Origin of the sequence: uncultured Amaricoccus sp., from assembly GCF_937891315.1 — a bacterium.
Classification (GTDB): domain Bacteria; phylum Pseudomonadota; class Alphaproteobacteria; order Rhodobacterales; family Rhodobacteraceae; genus Amaricoccus.
The window spans coordinates 1-24,330 of sequence record NZ_CALAGI010000029.1 but is presented as its reverse complement, the minus strand read 5'-3'; the positions used below and the strand labels follow the sequence as shown (position 1 = coordinate 24,330).

The 24,330-nt window shown below is 68.3% G+C and carries 22 protein-coding genes and 1 pseudogene; 4 read left to right on the top strand and 19 right to left on the bottom strand.

The genetic code is table 11. The annotated features are described in order from the left end of the window. Positions 1 to 227 precede the first annotated feature (227 nt). From Q0480_RS02210 to pcaF, 9 genes are all read right to left on the bottom strand, one after another. Positions 228 to 2,600 (bottom strand): penicillin acylase family protein, encoded by a 2,373-nt coding sequence (locus Q0480_RS02210; protein ID WP_299130179.1) that lies wholly within the window; start codon positions 2,598 to 2,600, stop codon positions 228 to 230. 65 nt (positions 2,601 to 2,665) lie between these two features. Next, a complete protein-coding gene (gene paaZ, locus Q0480_RS02205; protein WP_299130177.1) occupies positions 2,666 to 4,732 on the bottom strand; it encodes a phenylacetic acid degradation bifunctional protein PaaZ in 2,067 nt (688 codons plus the stop codon). Between the two features lie 10 nt (positions 4,733 to 4,742). Then, on the bottom strand, positions 4,743 to 5,516 hold the full coding sequence (locus Q0480_RS02200; protein WP_299130175.1) for a Phenylacetic acid catabolic protein: 774 nt from the start codon (positions 5,514 to 5,516) through the stop codon (positions 4,743 to 4,745). Positions 5,517 to 5,527: 11 nt separating this feature from the next. Beyond that, positions 5,528 to 6,601 (bottom strand): 2Fe-2S iron-sulfur cluster-binding protein, encoded by a 1,074-nt coding sequence (locus Q0480_RS02195; protein ID WP_299130173.1) that lies wholly within the window; start codon positions 6,599 to 6,601, stop codon positions 5,528 to 5,530. 19 nt (positions 6,602 to 6,620) lie between these two features. After that, entirely contained in the window at positions 6,621 to 7,139 is a 519-nt protein-coding gene (gene paaD / locus Q0480_RS02190) for a 1,2-phenylacetyl-CoA epoxidase subunit PaaD (RefSeq protein WP_299130172.1), read from the bottom strand. A gap of 13 nt (positions 7,140 to 7,152) precedes the next feature. Beyond that, positions 7,153 to 8,004, bottom strand: coding sequence for a 1,2-phenylacetyl-CoA epoxidase subunit PaaC (gene paaC / locus Q0480_RS02185; protein ID WP_299130171.1), 852 nt, complete (start codon positions 8,002 to 8,004; stop codon positions 7,153 to 7,155). Next, positions 8,004 to 8,288 (bottom strand): 1,2-phenylacetyl-CoA epoxidase subunit PaaB, encoded by a 285-nt coding sequence (paaB, locus tag Q0480_RS02180; RefSeq protein WP_299130169.1) that lies wholly within the window; start codon positions 8,286 to 8,288, stop codon positions 8,004 to 8,006. The genes paaC and paaB overlap by 1 nt, the downstream gene beginning before the upstream one ends. A gap of 47 nt (positions 8,289 to 8,335) precedes the next feature. Continuing rightward, entirely contained in the window at positions 8,336 to 9,328 is a 993-nt protein-coding gene (gene paaA / locus Q0480_RS02175) for a 1,2-phenylacetyl-CoA epoxidase subunit PaaA (RefSeq protein WP_299130168.1), read from the bottom strand. An 11-nt stretch (positions 9,329 to 9,339) separates the two neighbouring features. Beyond that, positions 9,340 to 10,542, bottom strand: coding sequence for a 3-oxoadipyl-CoA thiolase (gene pcaF, locus Q0480_RS02170; RefSeq protein ID WP_299130166.1), 1,203 nt, complete (start codon positions 10,540 to 10,542; stop codon positions 9,340 to 9,342). Positions 10,543 to 10,700: 158 nt separating this feature from the next. Between pcaF and Q0480_RS02165 the strand changes: the two genes are divergently transcribed. The 4 genes from Q0480_RS02165 (at position 10,701) to Q0480_RS02150 (ending at position 15,477) form a co-directional block, all read left to right on the top strand. After that, the gene (locus Q0480_RS02165; RefSeq protein WP_299130163.1) at positions 10,701 to 11,570 is read left to right on the top strand and encodes a PaaX family transcriptional regulator C-terminal domain-containing protein; all 870 of its coding nucleotides are present in this window, start codon (positions 10,701 to 10,703) and stop codon (positions 11,568 to 11,570) included. Then, positions 11,567 to 11,854 (top strand): hypothetical protein, encoded by a 288-nt coding sequence (locus Q0480_RS02160; RefSeq protein ID WP_299130161.1) that lies wholly within the window; start codon positions 11,567 to 11,569, stop codon positions 11,852 to 11,854. Before Q0480_RS02165 ends, Q0480_RS02160 begins: the two co-directional genes overlap by 4 nt. After that, complete coding sequence (locus Q0480_RS02155; protein WP_299130160.1) at positions 11,851 to 12,327, top strand: hypothetical protein; 477 nt, start codon at positions 11,851 to 11,853, stop codon at positions 12,325 to 12,327. The genes Q0480_RS02160 and Q0480_RS02155 overlap by 4 nt, the downstream gene beginning before the upstream one ends. Before the next feature lie 360 nt (positions 12,328 to 12,687). Next, complete coding sequence (locus Q0480_RS02150; protein WP_299130158.1) at positions 12,688 to 15,477, top strand: bifunctional aconitate hydratase 2/2-methylisocitrate dehydratase; 2,790 nt, start codon at positions 12,688 to 12,690, stop codon at positions 15,475 to 15,477. On the opposite strand, the gene Q0480_RS17935 is transcribed toward Q0480_RS02150, so the two are convergent. The 10 genes and pseudogenes from Q0480_RS17935 to Q0480_RS17930 form a co-directional block, all read right to left on the bottom strand. Further along, entirely contained in the window at positions 15,413 to 15,775 is a 363-nt protein-coding gene (locus Q0480_RS17935) for a hypothetical protein (RefSeq protein ID WP_366940809.1), read from the bottom strand. The two genes, Q0480_RS02150 and Q0480_RS17935, sit on opposite strands and share 65 nt — an antisense overlap. A 211-nt stretch (positions 15,776 to 15,986) precedes the next feature. Further along, positions 15,987 to 17,309 (bottom strand): porin, encoded by a 1,323-nt coding sequence (locus tag Q0480_RS02145; RefSeq protein WP_299130157.1) that lies wholly within the window; start codon positions 17,307 to 17,309, stop codon positions 15,987 to 15,989. After that, a complete protein-coding gene (locus tag Q0480_RS02140) occupies positions 17,306 to 18,766 on the bottom strand; it encodes a Na+/H+ antiporter NhaC family protein (protein ID WP_299130156.1) in 1,461 nt (486 codons plus the stop codon). Before Q0480_RS02140 ends, Q0480_RS02145 begins: the two co-directional genes overlap by 4 nt. Positions 18,767 to 18,775: 9 nt before the next feature. Next, complete coding sequence (gene arcC, locus Q0480_RS02135; protein WP_299130154.1) at positions 18,776 to 19,708, bottom strand: carbamate kinase; 933 nt, start codon at positions 19,706 to 19,708, stop codon at positions 18,776 to 18,778. Between the two features lie 5 nt (positions 19,709 to 19,713). Then, positions 19,714 to 20,715, bottom strand: a complete 1,002-nt coding sequence (locus Q0480_RS02130) for an ornithine carbamoyltransferase (protein ID WP_299130153.1) — start codon at positions 20,713 to 20,715, stop codon at positions 19,714 to 19,716. A 14-nt stretch (positions 20,716 to 20,729) separates the two neighbouring features. Then, positions 20,730 to 21,956 carry an arginine deiminase gene (locus tag Q0480_RS02125; protein ID WP_299130151.1) on the bottom strand — a complete coding sequence of 409 codons (1,227 nt, stop codon included), beginning with the start codon at positions 21,954 to 21,956 and terminating at the stop codon, positions 20,730 to 20,732. Between the two features lie 32 nt (positions 21,957 to 21,988). After that, entirely contained in the window at positions 21,989 to 23,461 is a 1,473-nt protein-coding gene (locus Q0480_RS02120) for a YfcC family protein (RefSeq protein ID WP_299130150.1), read from the bottom strand. Between the two features lie 100 nt (positions 23,462 to 23,561). Continuing rightward, positions 23,562 to 23,831 carry a hypothetical protein gene (locus Q0480_RS02115; protein WP_299130149.1) on the bottom strand — a complete coding sequence of 90 codons (270 nt, stop codon included), beginning with the start codon at positions 23,829 to 23,831 and terminating at the stop codon, positions 23,562 to 23,564. 93 nt (positions 23,832 to 23,924) lie between these two features. Beyond that, a complete protein-coding gene (locus Q0480_RS02110; protein ID WP_299130147.1) occupies positions 23,925 to 24,173 on the bottom strand; it encodes a sodium/glutamate symporter in 249 nt (82 codons plus the stop codon). Positions 24,174 to 24,197: 24 nt separating this feature from the next. Continuing rightward, positions 24,198 to 24,325 (bottom strand): annotated as a pseudogene (locus Q0480_RS17930) (sodium/glutamate symporter); the annotation flags it as partial. Positions 24,326 to 24,330: the final 5 nt, after the last annotated feature.

Below are 24,330 nucleotides of genomic sequence, written 5' to 3'. Positions count from 1 at the left end.
TCCAGTCCAGGAACCGCTGGCGGATCGCCGCCTCGTCGGCGGCGGGGTCGGCGAGGGCCGGGAAGGCGAGGGCGAGAAGCGCGAGACAGGCGAGACGCAACGGAGTTCTCCTCGCTGACCTCTGCCCCCGATCAGTGGCATCAACCTCGGGCCGCCGCAAGCGCATCGCCGCGGCGGGACCGTGGCAGGTGAAGCGTGCCGCCGGGTTGGGGCGCCCGGCGGGGACCTCATTCCACCGTGAAGACGGTTCGCCCGGTTGCGGCCTTCTCGACATCATCGCGGTAGAAGGCCTGGGGACGGCAGTCGAAGTCGGCGTAGAGCTGGAGTTGGTCGTCGTAGTGCGGCGACCGGGTGCCGTCGGGGGCGACGAAGCCGCTCTGGCCCGGGGGCGTGACGGCGCAGAAGCTGACCTTGCCATCCAGGAAGCGGACCATGTCGTTCTCGGTGCCGCGGTTCATCGCGGTGCCGATGGCGAGGGCTTCGTCAGGGCTCGCCTGGGGAACGGCGAGGTAGTTCTTCGTGTCGAAGACGTGCTGGTCGAGCGGCAGGAGCCAGGTCGCGACGTCATCGCTGCCGAACTGCCCGGCGAGCGTGGCGCGGGCCTTGTCGAGGGCGGCCAGCACCACCGCGTCGGGATCCTGGCCGTTGAAGAAATCGTAGGCCTGCGACACGCCGGCATCCTCGCCCATAAGCGCGTTGTTGAGGAGCGCCGAAGGCAGCGCAATGCGGTTCTGCATGACCTTGGCCGGGATCGAGGGTGCGTCGTCGAGGAGGACTCCGGCGACCATCTCGTCCATCCACGTGCGCAGGATCGCGACGGCGGGCGAGGTCGCGTTGCCGTCGGCATCGCGGATCTGGCGGGTGTCCCAGCCGGCGAGCGCGGCCATCATCGGCTGGCGCGGGTCGTCGGCCGGCAAGCTGGCGCCAGCCTCGAGGATGCGCGGGACGAAGTAGCGGGCGTTGACGTCGACGAAGCTGGTTTCCGGCAGGATGTTCCAGACCTCCTCGGGAGTGAAGCGGTCCTTGGCCTCGATCCGCGACATGATCTCGACCACGCGGTCGGCGGAACCCCAGGGGCTTCCCTCGACGGTGGAGACGGTGTCCTTGCCGGAGCGGTTGTTCCAGTTGGCGATCCAGCCCTGCTCCGGGTTGAGGGTCTTCGGCACGTCGGCGAAGGGGCGGATGCCCTTCCAGTCCTGGCTGCCGTCGCCCCTGGCGGGCAGGCGCAGATCCTGGCCCTCGGCGCGCAGCGGCAGGTAGCCGGGCGAGACGTACCCGATGTTGCCGTCCTTGTCGGCGTAGTACCAGTTGATCGTCGTCGCCACGTCCTCTGCCGCGTCGAGCCACTGGTCGTAGTCCTGCGCCTGCGTCGAGCGGATCCAGGCCATCAGCGTCTGGATCTCGTAGCCGTCCCAGGCGCGGTGAAAGGCGAAGGCGCGGTTCTTCTCGGGGTCGAGGACCTGCACGACGCCGTAGTCCGACTCCCAGATGTCAGCGGTGACGGGGTCGGCGCCCTTGACCGGGATCGTCTCCTGGCGCAGGCGCATGTCGGCCCAGCCGTCGCCCTGGCGGTACTGCTGCGGGTTCTCCGGGTTGAGGGTCAGCTCGACGTAGTCGTTGACGTCGAGCGGGCCGGCTGTGGCGCCCCAGGCAATGGTGCCGTTGGTGCCGAAGAGCACGTTCGGCACGGCGAAGGGGGTGTTGCCGGTCAGGTCGAAGCCGGCGCCGTGCAGGCCTATGGAAAAGACGTAGGCCGGGTTGTAGTTGCCGAACTGCGGGCCGTTGACGAGGATGGTGCTGCCATCGGTGGTCTTCTCCGGGCCGAGGAGCCAGAGGTTGCTGGCACGCGGGCGGTCGTCCTCGCTGCCGCCGATGCCGGGCAGGCCGGCGAGGCCGGCGAAGCGGGTGGTGTCGATGGGCGCCGGGGCCTCGGCCTTCTTCTGGTACTGCTGGCCGGCGGGGACGGTCGTGGGCGCGAGCGGGTCCTCGATCCAGAAGATCTGGTCGAACAGCTGCCTGCCTGTGGCTTCGCCGTGCTGGGCAACCAGCGCGTCGAGCACCTGGGCATTGTTGAGCTCGTTCGAGAAGTGGGAGAAGCGGCCGGCCATGGTGCCGACGTAGATCATCGCCACGTCGAAGTCGGTCCAGGGAGTCGGTTCGAAGCCGAAGTCGGTGAACTGCTTCGGCAGGAGGTTGGCGCGGTCAGCCATCACCTCGGCGAGCCGCTTGTTCCAGCCGGCGGCGTAGCCTGTGAGGATCGCGCGTTCCTCGGGCGACAGCGCCTCGATCTGGGCGCGGATCCGCGCCGGGTCGAAGTTGGCGCGGGTCCTGGTGTCGTACTCGACCTGGTCGGGGCCGAGCACCTCGGCGGTGGTGCCGAGGACCGAGCGGCGAGCCATCTCCATCTGGAAGAGGCGATCCTCGGCCACCGCATAGCCGAAGCCTGCGTAGAGGCCGTGGACGTCGTCGGCGTAGACGTGCGGGATGCCCCACTGGTCGCGGAGGATCGTCACCTCGGAGGCGGCGCTGGCGGCGACGGGCGAGAGCGCGAGGAGCGCAGGCAGCAGCAGCCGGCCGAAGGACCGGGCGGTGGTGGGCATGGGGTTCTCCTCCTCCTGGAGCCGTCTTGTTCTTGGTCGGTGCCGAAGGTCGGTTGGCGAGGTGGTCAGGCGGCCGGTGGCCAGGTCTTCGCCACCATGGTCAGGACGTCGTACTGGGCGACGAGGGCGCCGTCCTGCTTGGTCACCTGACAGTCCCAGCGGACCTCGCCATGCTCGGCGCCGGAGCGGGGGTTGATCTCCTTGGCCGTGAGCCGCACGCCCAGCGTATCGCCGGGGTAGACCGGCGTCAGGAAGCGCAAGGAGTCGACGCCGTAGTTGGCGAGGACGGGACCGGGCGCGGGGTCGACGAAGAGGCCGGCGGCGAAGCTGACGATGAGATAGCCGTGGGCGACGCGACCGTCGAAGAAGGGGTTGGCCTTCGCCGCGGCCTCGTCCATGTGGGCGTAGAAGGTGTCGCCGGTGAAGTTGGCGAAATGCTCGATGTCCTCCAGCGTGACTTGCCGGGTGGCGGTGACGAGCTGGTCGCCGATCTTCAATTCAGCCAGCGATTTGCGGAACGGATGTATCCCGTCGCTGGAGCTGTCGGCGCCCTCGATCCAGCGGCCGGTGACGGCGGAGAGGAGCCGCGGGGCGCCCTGGACCGCGGTGCGCTGCATGTAGTGCTTCACGCCGCGAACCCCGCCCATCTCCTCGCCGCCGCCGGCGCGGCCGGGGCCGCCATGGACGAGGACCGGGAGGGGGGAGCCGTGGCCGGTGGAGGATTTGGCGCTCAGGCGGTTGCCGATGAGGACGCGGCCGTGGAAGGGGGCGAGGCCGAGGACGACTTCCTCCGCCACCGCCTTGTCGTCGGTGAAGACGGAGGCGACGAGCGAGCCCTTGCCGCGTTTCGCCAGCGCGACGGCCTCGTCGAGGTCGTCGTAGGGCATGACGGTGGAGACCGGGCCGAAGGCCTCGACGTCGTGGATGGCGTTCTTGGTCAGGGGCGCGTCGGCGTAGAGGACGACCGGGTTGAGGAAGGCACCCTTTTCCGCATCGCCCGAGGCGACGCGCACCTCGTCCGGGTTGCCGGCGACGATCTCCGCCTCGGTCTGCAACTCGCGGATGCGCTCGCGCACCTCGCGACGCTGGTCGAGGCTGGCCAGCGCCCCCATGCGGGTCGCCTCGTTCGACGGATCGCCGAGCGGGGTCTTTGCCAGCCGGTCGCCGAGGGCGGCGACCAGCGCGTCGGTGAAGGCGCGGGGCGCCATGACGCGGCGGATGGCGGTGCATTTCTGGCCCGCCTTCACCGTCATCTCGCGCGCGACTTCCTTGACGAAGAGGTCGAATTCCGGCGTGCCGGGGGCGGCGTCGGGGCCGAGGATGGCGGCGTTGAGGCTGTCGGCCTCCATGGTGAAGCGGGTGGAGTTCTCGACGATGGCCGCGCCGGAGCGCAGCTTGCGGCCGGTCCAGGCGGACCCGGTGAAGGTGACGACGTCCTGCCCCGTCACGTGGTCGAGGAGATCCCCGGTCGAGCCGGCGATGAGCTGGATCGCGCCTTCGGGCAGGATGCCGCTCTCGACGATGCGGCGGACGACCAGTTCGGTCAGGTAGGCGGTCTGCGAGGCCGGCTTCACGATCGAGGGCATGCCGGCGATGAAGGTCGGGGCGACCTTCTCCAGCATCCCCCAGACCGGGAAGTTGAAGGCGTTGATGTGGATCGCCACGCCTTCCAGCGGGGTGAGGATGTGCTGGGCGGAGAAGGTCGAGTCGCGGGACAGGACCTCCACGTCGCCGTCGATCAGGACGCGGGTGTTCGGCAGCTCGCGTCGGGCCTTGGAGGCGTAGGAGAGGAGGGTTCCTGCCCCGCCCTCGATGTCGATCCAGCTGTCGGCCCGCGTGGCGCCGGTGGCGAAGCTCTCGGCGTAGAATTCCTCCTTGTTCGCCATCAGAAACTGGCCGAGCGCCTTCAGCATCAGGGCGCGCTCGTGGAAGGAGAGCTTGCGGAGCTTCCGGCCGGCCTCGCGGCCGTGGTCGAGGGCGCCGGCGAAGTCGGCGCCGGTCGAATCGATGCGGGCGACGGGGGCGCCGGTCGAGGCGTCGAGCAGGGTCTGACCCTTGCCCTGGCCCTTGACCCATTGACCGCCGAGGTAGCTCTCGAGCGTGCGGGGCTTCGTGGTCACTTCGACGGTCATGGGCGTTTCCTCAGTCGAGGCCGAGAGGGGCGAGCGCGGCCGTGACCGCTGCGGTCCAGTCGGCGAGCAGCGCCTCGTTCGGGCGGTGGCGGAGGCCGAAGCGCCGGAGCGTCTCGTACCGGGCGGACTTGGCGGCGCCGAAGCTGTCGGCGACGCGGGGGCGCCAGTAGGCGATTGAGGCCCTTGCTTCGGCGCGCCCCTCCTCGGTCGCGGCGATTTCCGCGAGGCCGGTGACGCCGAGGTCGGTGTGGCGCTTCTCACGTGGGGCGATGGCGCGGAAGACGTCGGCGAGGGGGGCGTAGGAAACCCGGCCCATCTCCGCCAGCGTCACGGTAGCGGCGAGGCCCTGCAGGACGTTGAGGACGATGGCGTCGGTCCAACCCTCGATCGGGTAGTGGAAGACGGCGAGGCGCATGTCGGCGCCGTGGCGGGCATGACCGAGGGTGGCATCGCGCGGCAGGCGGGCGGCCCAGGGGTGCTGCGTCGCGTAGCGGCCCTCGTCGACGCCGAAGTCGCCCATCAGGTCGAGAACGCGCTCGGCGTGGTCGGCCTTTTCCAGCGTGATGCGGCAGGCGGCGATGCGGGCGGTGATGCCCGGTGCGTCGTTGATCGTGTCGGCGAAGCCGGCGGAGGCGGCGAGCTCGCTGTCGACGAAGTTCGCCATCAGGCGCAGCAACTCGCCCCGGTAGCGGGCGGGGACGTTGCCGGGCGAGGTGAGCTGGCCGCCCTGAGCGAGATAGTCCTCGATCGGCATGGCGTCGGAGCTTGTGGTGGCGTCGGACATTTCCCTCTCCCTCACTGGTCGAAGCTGACGACGACCTTGTCGCTCAGCGGGAAGCACTGGCAGGTGAGCACGTAGCCCTGCTTGACCTCGTAATCCTCGAGGGCGTGGTTGATCGCCATCTCGGTCTCGCCCTCCAGCACCTTGGCCCGGCAGGTCGAGCAGACGCCGGCCTTGCAGGCGTAGGGCGCGTCGATATTGGCCTCGAGCGCCGCGTCGAGCAGGCTGACGCCGGCCTTGGGCATGCGGAACGAGCGGGTGGCGCCGTCGAGGGTGACGGTGGCTTCGGTGGAGTTCGAGGTCGAGACCTCGGTCGAAGTCGCGCGCTTCGCCGCGCGGCCGGGCTGGCCGGAGGCGAAGAGCTCGAACTTGATCTGCTGGTCGCTGAGGCCATGCTCCTTCAGGGCGCCGGCGATGGCCAGCATCATCGGCTCAGGGCCGCAGATGAAGGCGGTGGTGATGGAGGGGAGGTCGATCCAGCTCTCGAAGAGCGCCGCGCATTTCGCAGAGTCGATACGGCCGGTGAAGAGCTCGATGTCCTGGGCCTCGGATTCGAGGATGTGGATGATCGAAAGGCGGCCGAGGTAGCGGTTCTTCAGGTCCTCCAGCTCCTCGCGGAACATGATCGAGCTGATCTGGCGGTTGGCGTAGGCGAGGGTGAAGGTCGCCTTCGGCTCCGCCGCGAGCACGGTCTTGATAATCGAGAGGAGCGGCGTGATGCCGGAGCCGCCGGCGAAGCCGAGGTAGTTCTTCGCCGCCTCGGGCTCGATGGCGGTGAAGAAGCGACCCATCGGGGGCATGGCTTCGAGGGTGGTGCCGGCCTTGAGGTCCTCGTTGGCCCAGGTGGAGAAGGCGCCGCCGTCGACGCGCTTGATGCCGACCTGGAGGTGGCCTTCGCCCCGGCCCGCGCAGATCGAGTAGCTGCGGCGGAGTTCGTCATCCTCGAACTTGCGGCGGAAGGTGAGGTATTGCCCTTGGGTGAAGTTGAAGAGCGCCGCGTCCTCGGCGCGCGGCTTCAGGGTGACGACGACGGCGTCGCGCGTTTCCTTGCGGACGTCGACGACATCGAGGGAATGGAAGCGTGCCATTTCGGTTGTCCTTGTCCGCTCAGATGCACTTGAAGTAGTCGAAGGGCTCCAGGCAGTCGTCGCAGCGGTAGCTGGCTTTGCACGGCGTGGAGCCGAACTGGCTGACCTTGGAGGTATGCACGGACCCGCAGCGCGGGCAGGCGATGGCGAGGTTGCCGCCGGCCATCCGGTTGACGCGGCCGATCAGCCGTCCGTCGGCGGCGGTGCCGTCGATCGGCGGGACAATGCCGTAGGCGCGCAGCTTGTCGCGGCCCTCGGCGCTGATCCAGTCGGTGGTCCATGGCGGCGAGATCTGGCGCTTCAGCTTCAGTTTCTCGACGCCGTGACCGCGCAGGTGCGTCTCGATGTCGAGGTTGATGATCGCCGTCGCCGGGCAACCGGAATAGGTGGGCGTCACGGTGACGACGAGGGTGTCGTCGTCCCAGGCGACATCGCGGATGATGCCGAGGTCGGTCAGGCTGATCACCGGGATCTCGGGGTCGGGGACATGGCTCAGCCAGTCCCAGACCTCGGCGGTGCTGGGGTGGGTCGCGGTCATCATGGCCTCGGTCCTACCAGGAGCTGCCGGGATAGGCGCGCTGCAGGAACTGCATGTCGGCGAGGATGTAGCCGAGATACTCGGTATGGACGCCGCGCTTGCCGCCCTTGTGGGCGAAGGTGCCCTCGGGGATCGTCAGCGTCGCCTCGGTCAGCACGTCGCGCACGATCGCGTCCCAGGCGGCCTTGAGGTCGCGCGGGTTGGGGGCGACGCCCTCGGCCGCGACGGCAACGTCCTTCTCGTCCGCGAGGAACAGCTCGCCCGCGTAGGGCCAGAGCGCATCGAGCGCCGCCTGCATCCGGCGCCGGCTCTCGTCCGTGCCGTCTCCGAGGCGGATCACGAGGTCCGACGAGCGTTCGAGGTGGTAGGCGACTTCCTTCGAGGCCTTGGCGGCGATCTCGGCGACGCGGGAGTCGGACGAGGAGGTCAGCGCCTTCAGCAGCTCGAAATGGAAGGCGTCGAACAGGAACTGCCGCATCAGCGTGTGGCCGAAGTCGCCGTTCGGGCGCTCGACGATCAACGGATTGCGGAAGTCCCAGGCGTCGCGGAGATAGGCGAGATCGTCGGCCGACCGCCCCTTGCCCTCGACTTCGCCGGCGAGGCCGAGCCACATCTGCGTCTGGCCGATGAGGTCGAGCGCGACGTTGGCGAGCGCGATATCCTCCTCCAGCGCCGGCGAATGCCCGCACCATTCGGAAACGCGATGCCCGAGGATCAGCGTCGCGTCGCCGAGGCGGAGCAGCACCTCGAAGAGCGCGTCCTGCCCTTCGTCCGGCCTCGGGATCTCGTTGTGGTGGCCGGTGCTGACGGCCGCGCGCGCCAGCTCCGCCACGTCGGGCGTGGTCATGTCGGGAAGCGAAGGCATCACATATGCCCCACTTCTTCGGGGATGTCGTAGAAGGTCGGGTGGCGATAGACCTTGGAGTTGGCGGGCTCGAAGAGCGGGCCCTTCTCCGACGGGCTCGACGCGGTGATCGCGGCCGACGGCACCACCCAGATCGACACGCCCTCGTTGCGGCGGGTGTAGACGTCGCGGGCGTTATTGATCGCCATTTCGGCGTCCGGCGCGTGCAGGCTGCCGACGTGGCGGTGGTTCAGCCCGTGCTGGCCCCGGATGAAGACTTCCCAGAGCGGCCATTCCTTGGACATTCGTTCTCTCCCCTGACTCGGGCTGCGCCTGCGCGCATTCCTGGCTTTTATTCGGCGGCGACGGGCGCGCGGCGGGCGGCGGCCTTCTCGGCGTGGGCGACCAGCCCCTCGCGGAACCAGGCGCCGTCGTCCCAGGCTTTGACCCGGGCGCCGAGGCGGTCGGCGTTGCAGGGGCCGTTGCCGGCGATCACGTCGAAGAACTCCGACCAGTCAGGCTCGGAGAAGTCGTGGCCGCCCTTTTCCTCGTTCCACTTCAGTTCCGGGTCGGGCACGGTCAGCCCGAGGTACTTCACCTGCGGCACCGTCTGGTCGACGAACTTCTGCCGAAGCTCGTCGTTGGTGTTCATCTTGATCTTCCAGGCCATCGACTGGGCGGAATGCACCGAGTCCTTGTCCGACGGCCCGAACATCATCAGCGCCGGATACCAGAGCCGGTTGAGCGCATCCTGCGCCATCGCCTTCTGCGCCGGGGTGCCGGCGGCCATCTTCATCATCACGGCATAGCCCTGCCGCTGGTGGAAGCTCTCTTCCTTGCAGATGCGGATCATCGCCCGGGAATAGGGGCCGAAGCTGGTCCGCTGCAGCGGCACCTGGTTCATGATCGCCGCGCCGTCGACCAGCCAGCCGACCGCGCCCATGTCGGCCCAGGTCAGGGTGGGATAGTTGAAGATCGAGGAATACTTCATCTTGCCGTTGTGCAGCCGCTCCATCAGCTCGTCGCGGCTGACCCCGAGCGTCTCGGCGGCGCAGTAGAGATAGAGCCCGTGCCCGGCCTCGTCCTGCACCTTGGCGAGCAGGATCGCCTTGCGCTCGAGCGTGGGTGCTCTGGTGATCCAGTTGCCCTCGGGCAGCTGGCCCACGATCTCGGAATGGGCGTGCTGGCCGATCTGGCGGATCAGGGTCTTGCGGTAGCCCTCGGGCATCCACTCCTTCGGCTCGATCTTCTCGCCGCGGTCGATGCGCTCCTGAAAGGCGCGCTCCTCGGGCGTCATCTCCTCGGCGGACTTCAGGCCGTCGGTCTGGACCAGCTGTGCGTACATGACTTCCTCCCTCAGACGCGTTCGATGATCGCGGCGATACCCTGGCCGACGCCGATGCACATGGTGCAGAGCGCGTAGCGGCCGCCGCGGCGGTGCAGTTCGTACATGGCGGTGGTGATCAGCCGCGCGCCCGACATGCCGAGCGGATGGCCGATCGCGATCGCGCCGCCATTGGGATTGACATGCTCCGCATCGTCCGGCAGGCCAAGGTCCCGGAGCGTCGCCAGCCCCTGCGCCGCGAACGCCTCGTTGAGCTCGATCACGTCCATCTGCCCGATCGTCAGCCCGGCCCGCGCCAGAACGCGCTTCGCCGCCGGCGCGGGGCCAATGCCCATGATCCGCGGCTCGACGCCCGCCGCCGCCATCGCGACGACCCGCGCCTTCGGGGTCAGCCCGTGCGCCTTCGCCGCCGCCTCGGAGGCGAGGACCAGCGCCGCCGCGCCATCGTTGACGCCCGAGGCATTGCCCGCGGTGACGGTGAGGTCCGGCCCGTTGACGCCCTTGAGCTTGGTCAGCGACTCGGCGGTGGTGCCGGGGCGCGGATGCTCGTCGGTGTCGAAGACGATCGGATCGCCCTTCTTCTGCGGGATCGTCACCGGGACGATCTCGTCCTTGAACTTGCCGGCCTTCTGCGCCGCCGCCCACCGTGCCTGGCTCAGGGCCGCGAAGGCGTCCTGATCGGCGCGGGAGATGTTGAAATCGGCCGCGACATTGTCGGCGGTCTGCGGCATCGAGTCGACGCCGAACTGCTTCTTCATCTTCGGGTTGACGAAGCGCCAGCCGATCGTGGTGTCGTAGACGGCGTTGGCGCGGCTGTAGGCGCTCTCGGCCTTGGGCATCACGAAGGGCGCGCGGGTCATGCTCTCGACGCCGCCGGCGAGCATCAGGTCGGCGTCGCCCGCCCGGATCGCCCGCGCCGCCTGCCCGACCGCGTCCATGCCGGAGCCGCACAGCCGGTTGATCGTCGTCCCCGGCACCGCGATCGGTAGGCCGGCGAGCAGCACCGCCATCCGCCCGACGTTGCGGTTGTCCTCGCCCGCCTGGTTGGCGCAGCCGAAGATCAGGTCATCGACCTCTTCCCAGCGCACGCCGGTGTTGCGTTCGGCCAGCGCCCGCAGCGGGACGGCGGCGAGATCGTCGGCGCGGACGGAAGCGAGCGCCCCCGCATAGCGCCCGATCGGCGTCCTGACCGCATCGCAGATGAAGGCGTCCATTCGTCGATTTCCTCCCACCCGAGTCGTCTTGTTGATCAGACATTAGCCGACCGGTCGGTCAATGTATATAGAAACATCACAGCAAACGGAAAAATCTTGGACAAAGCGTGATGCTTCTGTGAGTCTGCCCATATGGAGCGAGCTTTGCGTGAGACAGCATGACCAGCCACGCCGCTCCCGCGGAGCCGTCCGGCGCGTTCGCCGGCCTGCTCAACGCCTTACCCGTCAGCGCGGCGACCTTCATAGTGACGCTCTACGGCGACGTGATCTCACCGAGGGGCGGCGAGGTGTGGACCGGTAACATCTTGGAAACACTCGCAACCGTGGGCATCTCGGAATCCCGCGTACGGACCGCGTTGAGCCGACTGGTCGCCGCGGGGCAACTGGAAGGAACCAGGGAAGGCCGGCGGAGCTACTACCGATTGACCCAGCGCGCGGCCGGTGCCTTCTCCGCGGCCGCCCGGCTGATCTACGCGCCGGTTGAGCCGGCACCGATGCGCGCCTGGCATCTCGTTGCCCTGCCGGACGAGAACCGCGAGGCGGCGGCACGGATCCTCGCCCGGCATCGTTTCGGATTCCTGTCCCCGCATCTCGCGGTTCTGCCCGACCGCGGAGCGTCGTTGCCACGGCTTCCGGGGTGCTTGTTTTCCGCCGCGACGGACGACGGGAGACTGGGCGACCTGCTCGCCGCGGCCTGGCAGCTTTCGGCGCTGTCCGGACGCATGCGTTGTTTCATCGAGCATTTCGAACCGTGGGACTCGGGGGACGTGCCACACGACGCCGCGCTCGGGCTCAGGCTGCTTCTCGTCCACGCATACCGGGAACTGGCGCTGCGCGACCCCCTGCTGCCGCCACCGTTCCTGCCGCCGGACTGGCCGGGCCCGGGGGCGCGGGCGCTCTTCGCCCGGCTCTATTGCGCGCTTTCGCCAGCGGCGGAAACGATCGTCTCGGCGCACTTCATGAGCCGGTCCGGACCCTTGCGACCGGACCGGAAGAGGCTCGAACGGAGGTTGGACGATCTGGTGTGAGCACCGGCTTCGGCGCCGCAACACCACGCGAGACGCCGCTGGGCGGGACATCCACCGCGCCAGTTCACATCGTCTCGCCTTTCGGGGAGAAGGTGGAGTTTCCACCAGATCGCATCACGCGAGAACGCGGGATCGAAACCACCCGCGGGCGGATCGCCAGGCTTTGGGAAACCATCTCGCCAAAGCCCGGCGACCTGAAGCCCGGCGACCTGAAACCTGAATTTCAAACTGACCGCTGCCCGCCCGCGTTCCTTGTTGCCGGAATGGCGTGGAGCGGCTATTGATCCGTGCCCAGGTCGCGACCGCCACCCAGCTTTCAAATCTCGAACGCGGGGAACATCGGATGGTCAGCCTCGGATTCAGCGACCTCAACGAAGACGAGGCGCTTCTTGTCGCAATCTACCGGGATTGGCTGCGGCAAGGCGGCGAGAAGGGCGTTGTCGAGGATGCCGTTGCGCGCGCCTTGTCCCAGGACGCACTGCGCGAGGTTCTGGACGCGGTTTTCGCGGCCTATCGGCGGAACGTGCCCGACGATGTCGATCCTTCTGGCGTCGGACCCCTGCTTTCCCGACATGAGGAGCGCCTTCTCGACACCTTGTCCGGAATGGCGCGCCCGGCGTGCCCGCGATCCGATGACGGCGCCAGTCCGCACGCGCTGAATGCCGTGAGGCCGGCCGCTGAAATCCGGCGTTCGGGGCAGGACGAACTGATGCACAAGGTGAGCATGGGGTTCTGGAGCATGGCGCCCGGTTTCTGAGGATTTCGATGACTTCCCGCGGCTTTCTGGCAATCTACCCGGAGAATGCGCTGATGGCGAGTGTCCAGCGGAGAGTGTCCAGCCCTGCGCGCCGGCGGTGGAGCGTCGCGACGGCGCCGGCGCCCGCGGGCGCCGCGCGGACCATGGCCGGGCGGTCCCGGCGGCCCTAACGGCGTCACCCCGTGACGCGCCGCTCGATTTCGGGCCTACCCGGGCATTCCGCCCGGCAGAGAATCCCTTGCCATTCCCGTTCATTTCGCCTACTTCGGCATAAAATCGAGCTAGCCGCCGTTTGCCGGGTGCTTCACGGTGGGCTTTGCTTCGGTGTTCAGCACGCAGCGCCGAACCGGGGGGATCGCCATGAGCCTGTACACGGACTACCTGACCGAGATTGAGACGCGCAAGGAGCAGGGTCTGCATCCCAAGCCCATCGACGATGGGGCGCTGGTCGGAGAACTCATCGCGCAGATCGAGGCGCCCGGGAACGAGCACCGGGAACGCTCGCTCGAGTTCTTCATCTACAACACCCTGCCCGGCACGACGAACGCCGCGGGGGTGAAGGCGAAGTTCCTGAAGCGGATCATCCTCGGCGCCGCCGTCGTCCCCGAGATCACGCCCGCCTTCGCGTTCGAGCTTCTGTCGCACATGAAGGGCGGCCCGTCCGTCGAGGTTCTCCTCGATCTGGCGCTCGGGGATGATCCGGCGATCGCGGCGCAGGCCGCGGAGGTGCTGAAGACCCAGGTGTTCCTCTACGATGCCGACATGGCCCGGCTGGGCGATGCCTACAAGGCCGGCAGCGCGGTCGCGAAGGGCATCCTCGAAAGCTATGCCAAGGCCGAGTTCTTCACAAAGCTCCCGGACATCGAGGACGAGATCAAGGTCGTGACCTATGTCGCCGCGGAAGGCGACATCTCCACCGACCTGCTGTCCCCCGGCAACCAGGCGCATTCGCGGTCCGACCGCGAGCTGCACGGCCTGTGCATGATCTCGCCCGCGGCGCAGCAGGAGATCGTGGCGATGCGCGAGCAGCATCCCGACAAGCGGGTGATGCTGATCGCGGAAAAGGGGACGATGGGCGTCGGCTCGTCGCGCATGTCCGGTGTGAACAACGTGGCGCTCTGGACCGGCCGCAAGGCCAGCCCCTATGTGCCCTTCGTCAACGTGGCCCCGGTCGTCGCCGGCACCAACGGCATCTCGCCGATCTTCGCGACCACGGTCGACGTGACCGGCGGCATCGGCATCAACCTGAAGAACTGGGTCAAGAAGACCGGCGCGGACGGCAAGCCGATCCTCAACAACGAAGGCAACCCGATCCTCGATCAGACATATTCGGTCGAGACCGGCACCGTCCTGACGATCGACGTCAAGAACAAGAAGCTCCGCGACGAGAGCGGCAAGGAGCTGGTCGACGTGGCGGCCGCCTTCACCCCGCAGAAGGTGGAGTTCATGCGGGCGGGCAGCTCCTATGCCATCGTCTTCGGCAAGAAGCTCCAGACCTTCGCGGCGGAGACGCTGGGCATCGAGCCGACGGCGGTCTTCGCCCCCAACAAGGAGATCACCGTCGAGGGCCAGGGCCTGACCGCCGTCGAGAAGATCTTCAACCGCAACGCCGTCGGCGTGACCCCGGGCAAGGTGCTGCACGCCGGCTCGGACGTGCGGGTCAAGGTGAACATCGTGGGGTCGCAGGACACCACCGGCCTGATGACGGCGCAGGAGCTCGAGGCGATGGCGGCGACCGTCATCTCGCCGATCGTCGATGGCGCCTATCAGTCGGGCTGTCACACCGCCTCGGTCTGGGACAAGAAGGCGCAGGTCAACATTCCGAAGCTCATGTCCTTCATGAACAACTTCGGCGTCATCACCGCCCGCGACCCGAAGGGCGTCTATCATTCGATGACGGACGTGATCCACAAGGTGCTGAACGACATCACCGTGGATGACTGGGCGATCATCATCGGCGGCGACAGCCATACCCGCATGTCCAAGGGCGTGGCCTTCGGCGCCGACTCGGGCACCGTGGCGCTGGCGCTGGCGACGGGCGAGGCGACGATGCCGGTCCCGCAATCGGTCAAGGTGACGTTCAAGGGCAAGATGAAGCCCTGGATGGACTTCCGCGACGTGGTGCACGCGACCCAGGCGCAGATGCTGAAGCAGCATGGCGACAACGTGTTCCAGGGGCGGATCATCGAGGTCCATATCGGCACGCTGCTGGCCGACCAGGCCTTCACCTTCACCGACTGGACGGCGGAGATGAAGGCCAAGGCCTCGATCTGCATCAGCCAGGACGAGACGCTGATCGAGTCGCTGGAGATCGCCAAGTCGCGCATCCAGATCATGATCGACAAGGGCATGGACAATGCCGCGCAGACGCTTCAGGGCCTGATCGACAAGGCCGATGCGCGCATCACGGAAATCCGCTCGGGTGAAAAGCCCGCGCTGTCCCCCGACGACACCGCGAAATACTTCGCCGAGGTCGTCGTGGACCTGGACCTGATCGACGAGCCGATGATCGCCGACCCCGACGTGAACAACGCCGACGTGTCGCGCCGCTATACCCACGACACGATCCGCCCCGTTTCCTACTATGGCGGGACGAAGAAGGTCGATCTGGGCTTTGTCGGCTCCTGCATGGTGCACAAGGGCGACATGAAGATCGTCGCCCAGATGCTGAAGAACGTCGAGAAGGCGCAGGGCAAGGTGGAGTTCAAGGCGCCTCTCGTCGTGGCGGCGCCCACCTACAACATCATCGACGAGCTCAAGGCCGAGGGCGACTGGGAGATCCTGCAGAAGTACTCGGGCTTCGAATTCGACGACATGTTCCCGAAGAACACGGCCCGTACCCAGTACGAGAACATCCTCTATCTCGAGCGTCCCGGCTGCAACCTCTGCATGGGCAACCAGGAGAAGGCCGAGAAGGGCGACACGGTCCTGGCCACCTCCACACGCCTGTTCCAGGGGCGTGTCGTCGAGGACACGGCGGAGAAGAAGGGCGAGTCCCTGCTCGCATCGACTCCGGTGGTCGTCCTGTCCGCCATCCTCGGGCGCACGCCGACCGCGGAGGAGTACAAGGCGGCCGTGGAGGGCATCAACCTGACCAAGTTCGCGCCACCGCTCGAGAAGCCGGGCACGACGCGCTCGGTCCATTTCTGACAGGCGACGGCGGCGTCGCTGGCATAGGGGACGCGCGGCGTTTGGAGCGCGTCCCGGAGGCCCGTGGGTCCGAGGCTGGCCGGGGCGCGTTTGAGCACTCGGCTTGGGGGATGGTGTAGAGCGTCGCGTCGATGACGTTGTCGAGCATCCGCGTGGCGGTCGCGACTGCGCGTGCCAGCTTGGCCGCGTCGAGGTCCGAAAGCATGACGTGCGCCGCGAAGTTCGCCGAGCCGAGGTCGCAAGACCGCGACCTCGGCCTAGGACGCGTTCGGCGTGATCTCGGCGCAGGGGGTCGAATGCGCCGTGCCGAAATGGCCCCGCGGCGCGCGGATGTCGCATCTGGCCCGCCCCTGAGAAATGACTCTCCCCGAGGCAGGTCGCCGCGCGGTTGTCGATTGCCGCGCTATCGCGGTCCCGGCCAGTTCAAGGGGGGACGCTCGACCGCCGGCCAGAACCGCCAGCCAGACATCCGTCGACCCGCCAGCCAGACATCCGTCGACCCGCCGGGATCAGAAGGTGAACTTCGTGCCGAAGGTGCCGACGGTGACGTTGTTCAGTTCAGGATCCGAGGTTTGGTCGAGCTCGTACCGGCGAATCTGCGCGTAGAGGTCGATACCGTAGCGGTCGATGCGCTGTACGGCGGCAAGTCCGTAGGATGTGCCGTCGGCACCCTCGGACGAAATGTTGTCGCCTTGGGTGTAGTCGACGCCGAAGCCGGTCGGCCCCAGCGGCCAGAACTCCGTGTCCCAGCCGAGCTTGGCGTAGACGTTTGACGGGTCGTCGCCCTCGGCGAGATGGTAGCCGCCGGTGGAGAGGGTGAGGCTCAGCCCGGTCGGGTCGTGCAGCACCGAGCCGGACGCGGCGTAGGCGTAGTCGACCGTGTCGTCGGTCGTGTTGTAGACCGAGGCAGCGGCAAGAACGGTGAAGTCGCCGACGGTCCAGCCGCTCCAGTCGCCATAGTCGCCGCCGAGGGTGACGGCGGCCGCCCACTGGTCGTCCTGGCCGTAGGAAGCCGATCCCTGGAGCGGGCCGAACATCGGGGTGTCGTAGCGGATTCGGGCGAGGCGGTCGCCGTCGAAGTCGAAGAAGGCGTCGCCGACGGTGGTGCCGGAATAGTCGGTGCCGTCGGTGAAGAGGATGCCGCCGGCGATGTCGGCGACGCCGGCGTACATGATCGGGCCGGCGACCAGCGAGAGGTCGTATTCGGCGGTGTCGTCGGCGGCGCTCGAGCCCTTGCCGAGCTGCAGGCGGCCGTAGCGGTCGTCGCGGAAGGTGACCTCGGCGCGGCGGACGTTGAAGTCGGCGTCGGTCTGGGGGGCGAGCTGGCTGACGTCGTAGGAGTTGTTGGGGCTGGCACCGATCTCGAGGGTGGCGCCGAGCGTCGTCTGCCCCAGCGGCGCGTCGGCGTCGAGGCGGAAGCGGGTGCCGGAGGTGTCGTTGTCGACGATGAAGACGTCGGTGGAGATGCCGTCGTCGACGACGTTGAACGCGGGGTTGATCTGACCGGAGAGCGTCAGGGAGCGGCCGCTGGTGTCCTTCCAGGTGAAGCCCTCGGCGACCATCTGGGCGCCGGTCCGGTCGTCCTCGTCGACCGACGGGGCGGCCGGGGCGGTGGTCGCGGCGACCGCGACGGGGGCGGCGTGGGTCGGGGCGGCGCTGGCGGTCCGCTGCGACTTCAGCGTGTTCAGCTCGGCCCGCATGGCGTCGATCTGCTTCTGCTGCGCCTCGATCACCGCCATCATCCTGTCGATGTCGGCGGTGCTCGCCTGCTGCGCGAGGGCGGGCGCCGCCGCGAGCAGGGCGCAGGCGGCGACGGCGGCGCGGAGAGTCATGGCAGGCTCCTTTCGGTGACCGCTCCCGGCGCGCGCAGCAGGCGCAGGCCGAGGAAGGCGAAGGCGATCGAGACGAGCGGGTTGAGGAGGTTGAAGACGGCGTAGGGGAGGTAGCTCGTGGTCGCGACGCCGAGGGTCGCGGCCATGTAGGCGCCGCAGCTGTTCCAGGGGACGAGCGGCGACGTAACGGCCGCGCTGTCGCCGAGGGAGCGGGACAGGACGACGGGCGCGAGGCCGCGGGCGGCGAAGGCCGGGCGGAACATCCGGCCGGGGAGGACGACGGCGATATACTGGTCGGAGGCCAGCAGGTTGGTGCCGAACGCGGCGGCGACGAGCGCGGTGCAGAGCGCGCCGACCGAGCGGGCGGCGGCGATGACCGGGCCGATCAGGCGCTCGAGGACACCGGCCTTCTCGATGAAGCCGCCGAAGGCGAGGGCGACGAGGATGAGCCAGACCGTCGGCAACATGCTCGCCATGCCGCCGCGGGTGAGGAGCGTGTCGACGACGGGCTCGCCTGTCGTCGACACGAAGCCGTCGGAGAGGGCGGACCAGACGCCCTTGAGGAGCGCGAGGTCGTGGGTCGGCGCCGGGCCGGCGAAGGCCACGACGCGGTCCGGGGCGTCCACGACGGCGAGGACCGCGCCGGCCAGCGCCCCGAGGAAGATGGCGACGAAGGGCGGCCAGCGCAGGGCGGCCATCAGGAGCACGAGGAAGAGCGGCAGGAAGTGGAGGAGGCGCGGGTCGGCGACGGCCGCGATACGGGCGGTGGCCGCCGAGGGGTCGAACGCGACCGGGGCGCCGAGCGACCAGAAGACGAGGAGCGCGATGGCGAGAGAGGGGACCGCGGTCCAGAGCGACTCGCGGACATGGTCGTAGAGGTCGGCCCCGGCGGCGGCGCAGGCGAGGTTGGCGGTGCCGGAGAGCGGCGACAGGCGGTCGCCGAAATAGGCGCCGGAGATGACAGCCCCTGCGGTGATCGCCGGATCGAGGCCCATCTCACGGGCGATGCCCATCAGGCCGATGCCGAGGGTGCCGGCGGTGGTCCAGGAACTGCCGATCGAGACGGCGACGACGAGGCAGATCAGGCAGGTCGTCGGGTAGAAGAAGGCGGGGCTGAGGAGCTGCAGGCCGAAGTAGACCATGGCGGTCAGCGTGCCGCTCATCGCCCAGGTGCCGATCAGGGCACCGACGGAGAGGAGGATGAAGATCGCGGGCAGACCGGCGGTGACGCTGGCGACGGCGGCGTCGCGCAACGAGTCGATCGTGTGGCCGTGCCACCGGGCGACGGCGATGGCGACGAGGGAGCAGAAGAGGAGCGCCACCTGGTTCGGGCCGCTCGCCGCGCCGTCGCCGAAGAGGGTGAAGGAGAGGCCGAGGAGGACGACCAGCGTGACGACGGGGACGAGCGCCGACCAGAGGCCGAGGGGCTTCGGAGCGGGCGATCGGTGGAAGCGCATCGGCGGGCCTCAGCGGAAGGTGGTCTCCCCGGCATTGGGGGCGATGGTGGTGCCCTTGTCGCCGCGCACGGCGGCGGCGACGTCGGCGAGGGCGCAGATGATCGACCGGCCGCCGGTGGCGCGGGCGAAGTCCTGCGCTGCCTCGACCTTCGGGCCCATCGAACCGGCGGGGAAGGAATAGGCGTCCATCGCGTCGGGCGTTGCCCAGCGGATCGCCCGCTGCGACGGCTTGCCCCAGTCGAGGTAGACCGCGTCGGCGTCGGTGGCGCAGACGAAGACGCTCGCGCCAATCTCGCGGGCGAGGAGCGCGGTGGCGCGATCCTTGTCGATGACGCATTCGACGCCGACGAGGCGCTTCGTTCCCTTCTCGTACATCGTCGGGATGCCGCCGCCGCCGGCGGCGATGACGACGGTGCCCTTCTCCAGCAGCCAGCGGATCGGGCGAAGCTGGAAGATGCGCTTCGGCGGCGGCGAGGGGACGACGCGCCGCCACTTGTCGCCGTCGGGCTTGACCGTCCAGCCCTTCGACGCGGCCTCGGCCTTCGCCTCGGCCTCGTCGTAGACTTGGCCGACGAACTTGGTCGGGTCGGCGAAGGCCGGGTCGTCGGGACCGACCTCGACCATGGTCAGGAGGGTGGCGAGGGGTGTCTCGGCGGGCAGGAGGTTGCCGAGTTCCTGCTCGATCATGTAGCCGATCGAGCCTTCGGTCTCGGCGCCGAGCACGTCGAGCGGCGCATCCTCACCCGGCCAGGCGAGTTCCTGCAGCGCGAGCAACCCGACCTGCGGACCGTTGCCGTGGGTGATGACCAGCTCGTTTCCGGCGCAGAGCGGGGCCAGCGCCTCCGCCGCGACGCGGGCATTGCGGCGCTGGTTCGATGCGGTGAGGGCCTCGCCGCGCTTCAGGAGGGCGTTGCCGCCGAGGGCGACGACGATGCGGGCCATTGGCGTCACCCCGCGAGGGTGGCGACGAGGATCGCCTTGATGGTGTGCAGCCGGTTCTCGGCCTGTTCGAAGGCGACGTTCATCGGGCTCTCGAAGACCTCTTCCGTCACCTCCATCTCCTTGATCCCGAACTTCTCGAAGATGTCCTGGCCGACCTTGGTCTCGGTGTTGTGGAAGGCGGGGAGGCAGTGCATGAACTTCACCGTCGGATTGCCGGTCTTCTTCATCAGGGCCGCGTTGACCTGGTAGGGCGAGAGCAGCTTGATCCGCTCGGCCCAGACCTCCTTCGGCTCGCCCATCGAGACCCAGACGTCGGTGTGGACGAAGTCGACGCCCTTCACGCCCGCGTCGATGTCGTCCGTCACCATCAGCCGCGCGCCGGTCTGATCCGCCCATTTCTTCGCGATCGCCTGCACGTCGTCATGCGGCTGGTTGGCCTTCGGCGCCACCATGCGGACATCGCAGCCCATCATGGCGCCGAGCACGAGGAGCGAGTTGCCCATGTTGTTGCGCGCGTCGCCGAGGAAGGCGTAGGCGATCTGGCTGCGCGGCTTGTCGGAATGCTCGACCATGGTCAGCATGTCGGCGAGCATCTGCGTCGGGTGCCAGTCATCGGTCAGGCCGTTGTAGACCGGGACGCCGGCGTATTTGGCGAGGTCGTCCACCGCGTGCTGCGACGAGCCGCGGAACTCGATGGCGTCGAACATCCGCCCGAGGACGCGGGCGGTGTCCTTCATCGACTCCTTGTGGCCGATCTGGCTGCCGCTCGGATCGAGATAGGTGACATGCGCGCCCTGGTCATGCGCCGCCACCTCGAAGGCGCAGCGGGTGCGGGTCGAGGTCTTCTCGAAGATCAGGCAGATTTCCTTGCCCTTGAGCAACTCGCGCTCGGTGCCACTGTACTTCGCCCGCTTCAGGTCGCGGGAGAGGTCGAGGAGGTAGAGCATCTCGCGCTGGCTGAAGTCGTCGAGCTTCAGGTAGCTGCGACCCTTGAGATTGAACGACATGGGCTTCCCCTCCCTCAGTAGGCCGGATCGCGCAGGATCGGGCAGGTCATGCAGTGGCCGCCGCCGCGGCCACGGCCGAGCTCCTGGCTGCCGATGGTGACGACCTCGACCCCGGCCTTCCTGAGCAGCGTGTTGGTGTGGGTGTTGCGGTCGTAGCCGACGATGACCCCGGGCTCCAAGGCGACGACGTTGTTGCCGTCGTCCCACTGCTCGCGCTCGGCGTCGAAGGCGTTGCCGCCGGTGCCGATGACAAGCAGATCCTTCAGGCCGAGCGCGTCCTTGTAGACGTCGAAGAGGTGGCCCTTCTCCCGGATGATCTCGACCTCGCCCTTGCCGTCGGGGCGGAGCGAGAAGCAGGTGATCTCGTCGACGACGGCGCGGAACGCCGTCACCTTGTCGTGGTCGAGGCAGGTGAAGACGGTGTCGAGATGCATCGCCGCCCGGCTCTTCGGCATCGCGCAGGCGATGACCCGCTCGGCGGCGCCCTTCTCGAACAGGCGGTCGGCGACCTGGTTGACCGCCTGTCGCGTCGAGCGCTCGCCCATGCCGATGAGGACGACGCCCTTGCCGATCGGCATGACGTCGCCCCCCTCCATCGAGGTGTTGCCCCAGTCCTCGTCGCTGTCGCCCCACCAGATCTCGAATTCGTTGCCGGTGAATTCGGGATGGAACTTGTAGACGGCGCGCTGGATGAGCGCCTCGGGCCTGCGCGCCGGCCAGTACATCGGGTTGCAGGTGACACCGCCGTAGATCCAGCAGGAGGGGTCGCGCTGGAAGAGGGCGTTCGGGACCGGCTTCACCAGGAACTCGGTCTCGGAGAGGGCGTCGCGCATGAGCGGCGTGACGATCTCCGCTGGCATGTCCTCGAGCACCACGCCGCCCAGCAGGTGCCGCGCGAGGAAATGCGGATCCGCCTCGTCGAGCCAGGGGCGCAGCACCTTGGCGAGCGCCGGCCCGACCTGGTTCGGCGTGATCCGCCGGTCGAGGATGAAGGCGCGCGCCTCGGGGTTGTCGCGCAGGATGTCAGTGAGCAGGTCCTGGATATCGAAGACCTCGATCCCGCGGTCTTTCATCTTCAGCACGAAGTCGGCATGGTCCGAGCGCGCCTTCTGCACCCAGATCACGTCATCGAAGAGCAGATCATGACAGTTGCCGGGCGTCAGCCGCTCATGGGCGAGCGAGGGGCGCGAGACCATGACCTTGCGGAGCTTGCCGATCTCCGAATGGACGCCGAGTTGCATGGGGTTCCTCCGGTTCTGGCGCGTTCGCGCTCTCAGTTGGCTGGCGTGACGTTGGGCGCGGCGGTCTGGGCAGCGGGCGTGTCGGCCATCATCGCCGAGAGGCTGAGCGCGCCCGAGACGATGACGGCGAGGATGAGGAGCAGCGGCCAGACGAAACGCAGCCACTTGTCGTAGGCTACCCGCCCGATCGCGAGCCCGCCCATCACCACCGCGAACGTCGGGTTGAACAGGTTCACCCAGCCGTTCGCCGACTGGTAGGCGGTGACGACGAGGCTCCGCGCCACCCCGGCGAAGTCGGCGAGCGGTGCCAGGATCGGCATCGACAGGACGGCGAGGCCGGAGGACGAGGGTACGAGGAAGGACAGCACGGTCTGGTTCAGCAGCATCCGGTTGATGAAGGCGACCGGGGCGAGCCCGCCCAGCGCCGCCTCGCGGGCATGCAGGATGGTGTCGGTGATCTTGCCGGCGTCCATCACCACCACGATGCCGCGGGCCACGCCGATGATGAGCGCGACGCCGAGCAGGTCGCGGGCGCCGTTCACGAAGGTGTCGACGAAGGTGTGTTCATCCATCTTCGTGCCGGCGTCGAACTTGGCGACGAAGAAGGTGAGGATCGCCATGCCGAGGAACAGCGCCGACATCTGCCCCATCCACCAGCCCTTGGCGATGACACCATAGAGCATGGCGACGAAGGTCAGGCCGAAGAGGGCGAGGATGACCTCGCGCGTGCGGTTGAACTCCGGCAGCGGGGCGCCGACCTCGGAGCCCTTGAGGAAATGCTGGACGTTCGCCTCGCGCTGCGCCGCGACGACCGAGCGCGCCGGGTCGGCCTTCACCGCCCGGGCGTAGCGCACGACGTAGAGGATGCCCGCCGCGAGGCAGGCGACGAGGATGAACACGCGCAGCAGCAGCCCGTCGGTGAAGGGCACGCCGGCCGCGTTGGAGCCGACCACCGTCGCGAAGGCGTTGAAGGTCGAGCCGAGGGTGCCGATGCCGCAGCCGAGCAGGATCACCGCGACCCCGGTCAGCGCGTCGTAACCCGCCCGGATGAAGACCGGCAGCACGATGGCGTAGAAGGCGAGGCTCTCCTCGGCCATGCCGTAGCTGGTGCCGCCCAAGGCGAAGGCGGTCATCAGGATCGGGATCATCCAGATCTCCCGGCCCCTGAGCGCGGTCAGCAGCCAGCCGATGCCGGCGTCGATGGCGCCGGTCCTGGTCACCACCGCGAGAAAGCCGCCGATGACCAGCACGAAGACCGCCACGTCGACGGCGTTCGCCATGCCGGTGTCGGGATCGTAGAGCCCGGCGATCGGCGCCATCAGCACCGCGCCGAGGCCCTGCGGGTTCGGCTCGACCTGCGCGTAGGTGCCGGGAACCGGCGCCTCCTTGCCGAGCGTCTCGTTCATCGCCCGCTCGTACTGCCCGGCGGGAATGATCCAGGTCAGCGCCGCGACAAGGACGATCAGGCCGAAGAGGATGGTAAAGGCGGTTGGAAACTTCTTCATCTTCTTGCCTCGTTCCTGGCCGGCGCGCCCTTGCTTCGGCGTTCCTCCCGAGGTCGCCAGGCGTGCCGGAATCCTGTTCGGGCGCCCCCGGCGCGATGCGTCAGCCGTCCGGTCCAGCCTCCTTCAGCAGGCGGTCGATCTCGCGTTCGAGCTCGGCGATCACCGTGCGATAGTCGCCGATTTCCGGGCGCTCCGCGGCATCCGCGCGCGCCTCGAAGCCGGCGAGGCTCTGCCGGGCCAGGGCGTATTCCTCGCAGATCTCGCAGAACTCGGGGGCGGTCCGCGCCAGCCGCCGCAGCGCGGGCGCCGCCTCGGGAAAGCGCTCCATCGCCCGTGCGAGTCCTGCTTCAGCGATGTCAGCCTTCGCCACGTGCGCCACCCCCGGCCAGAAGACGGAGCCGAGGGTGCGCGGCGATCACGGACCTGCGAAGTACGTTACCGTTAGCAACGGTCATTCCGCCCGCTACAGCCGCAGGAAGAGCGTGATCGCGCCGACGTTGACGATGTCCACGAAGAAGGCGGAGACCAGCGGCAGGATCACGAAGGCGTTCGGCGACGGCCCATAGCGCCTGGTGATCGCCGACATGCTGGCGATGGCGGTCGGGGTCGAGCCGAGCGAGAGACCGGTGAAGCCTCCCGACAGGACGGCCGCCTGATAGGTCCGCCCCAGCGCGGGGAACACCACGAAGACGATGTAGCCCGCCGCGACCACCGTTTGAATTGCGCGTTGCGTTCGATCAGCAGTTTCGTCAGCGGGCCGCCGAGCAAGCTCGCGATGATCAGGCTGACGGTGGCGACCGCGATGCCGCTTTCTAGCGCGGCCGGGAAGCCGTGCTCGGCGGCGATCTTCGGTCCCCACGCGATCGCCG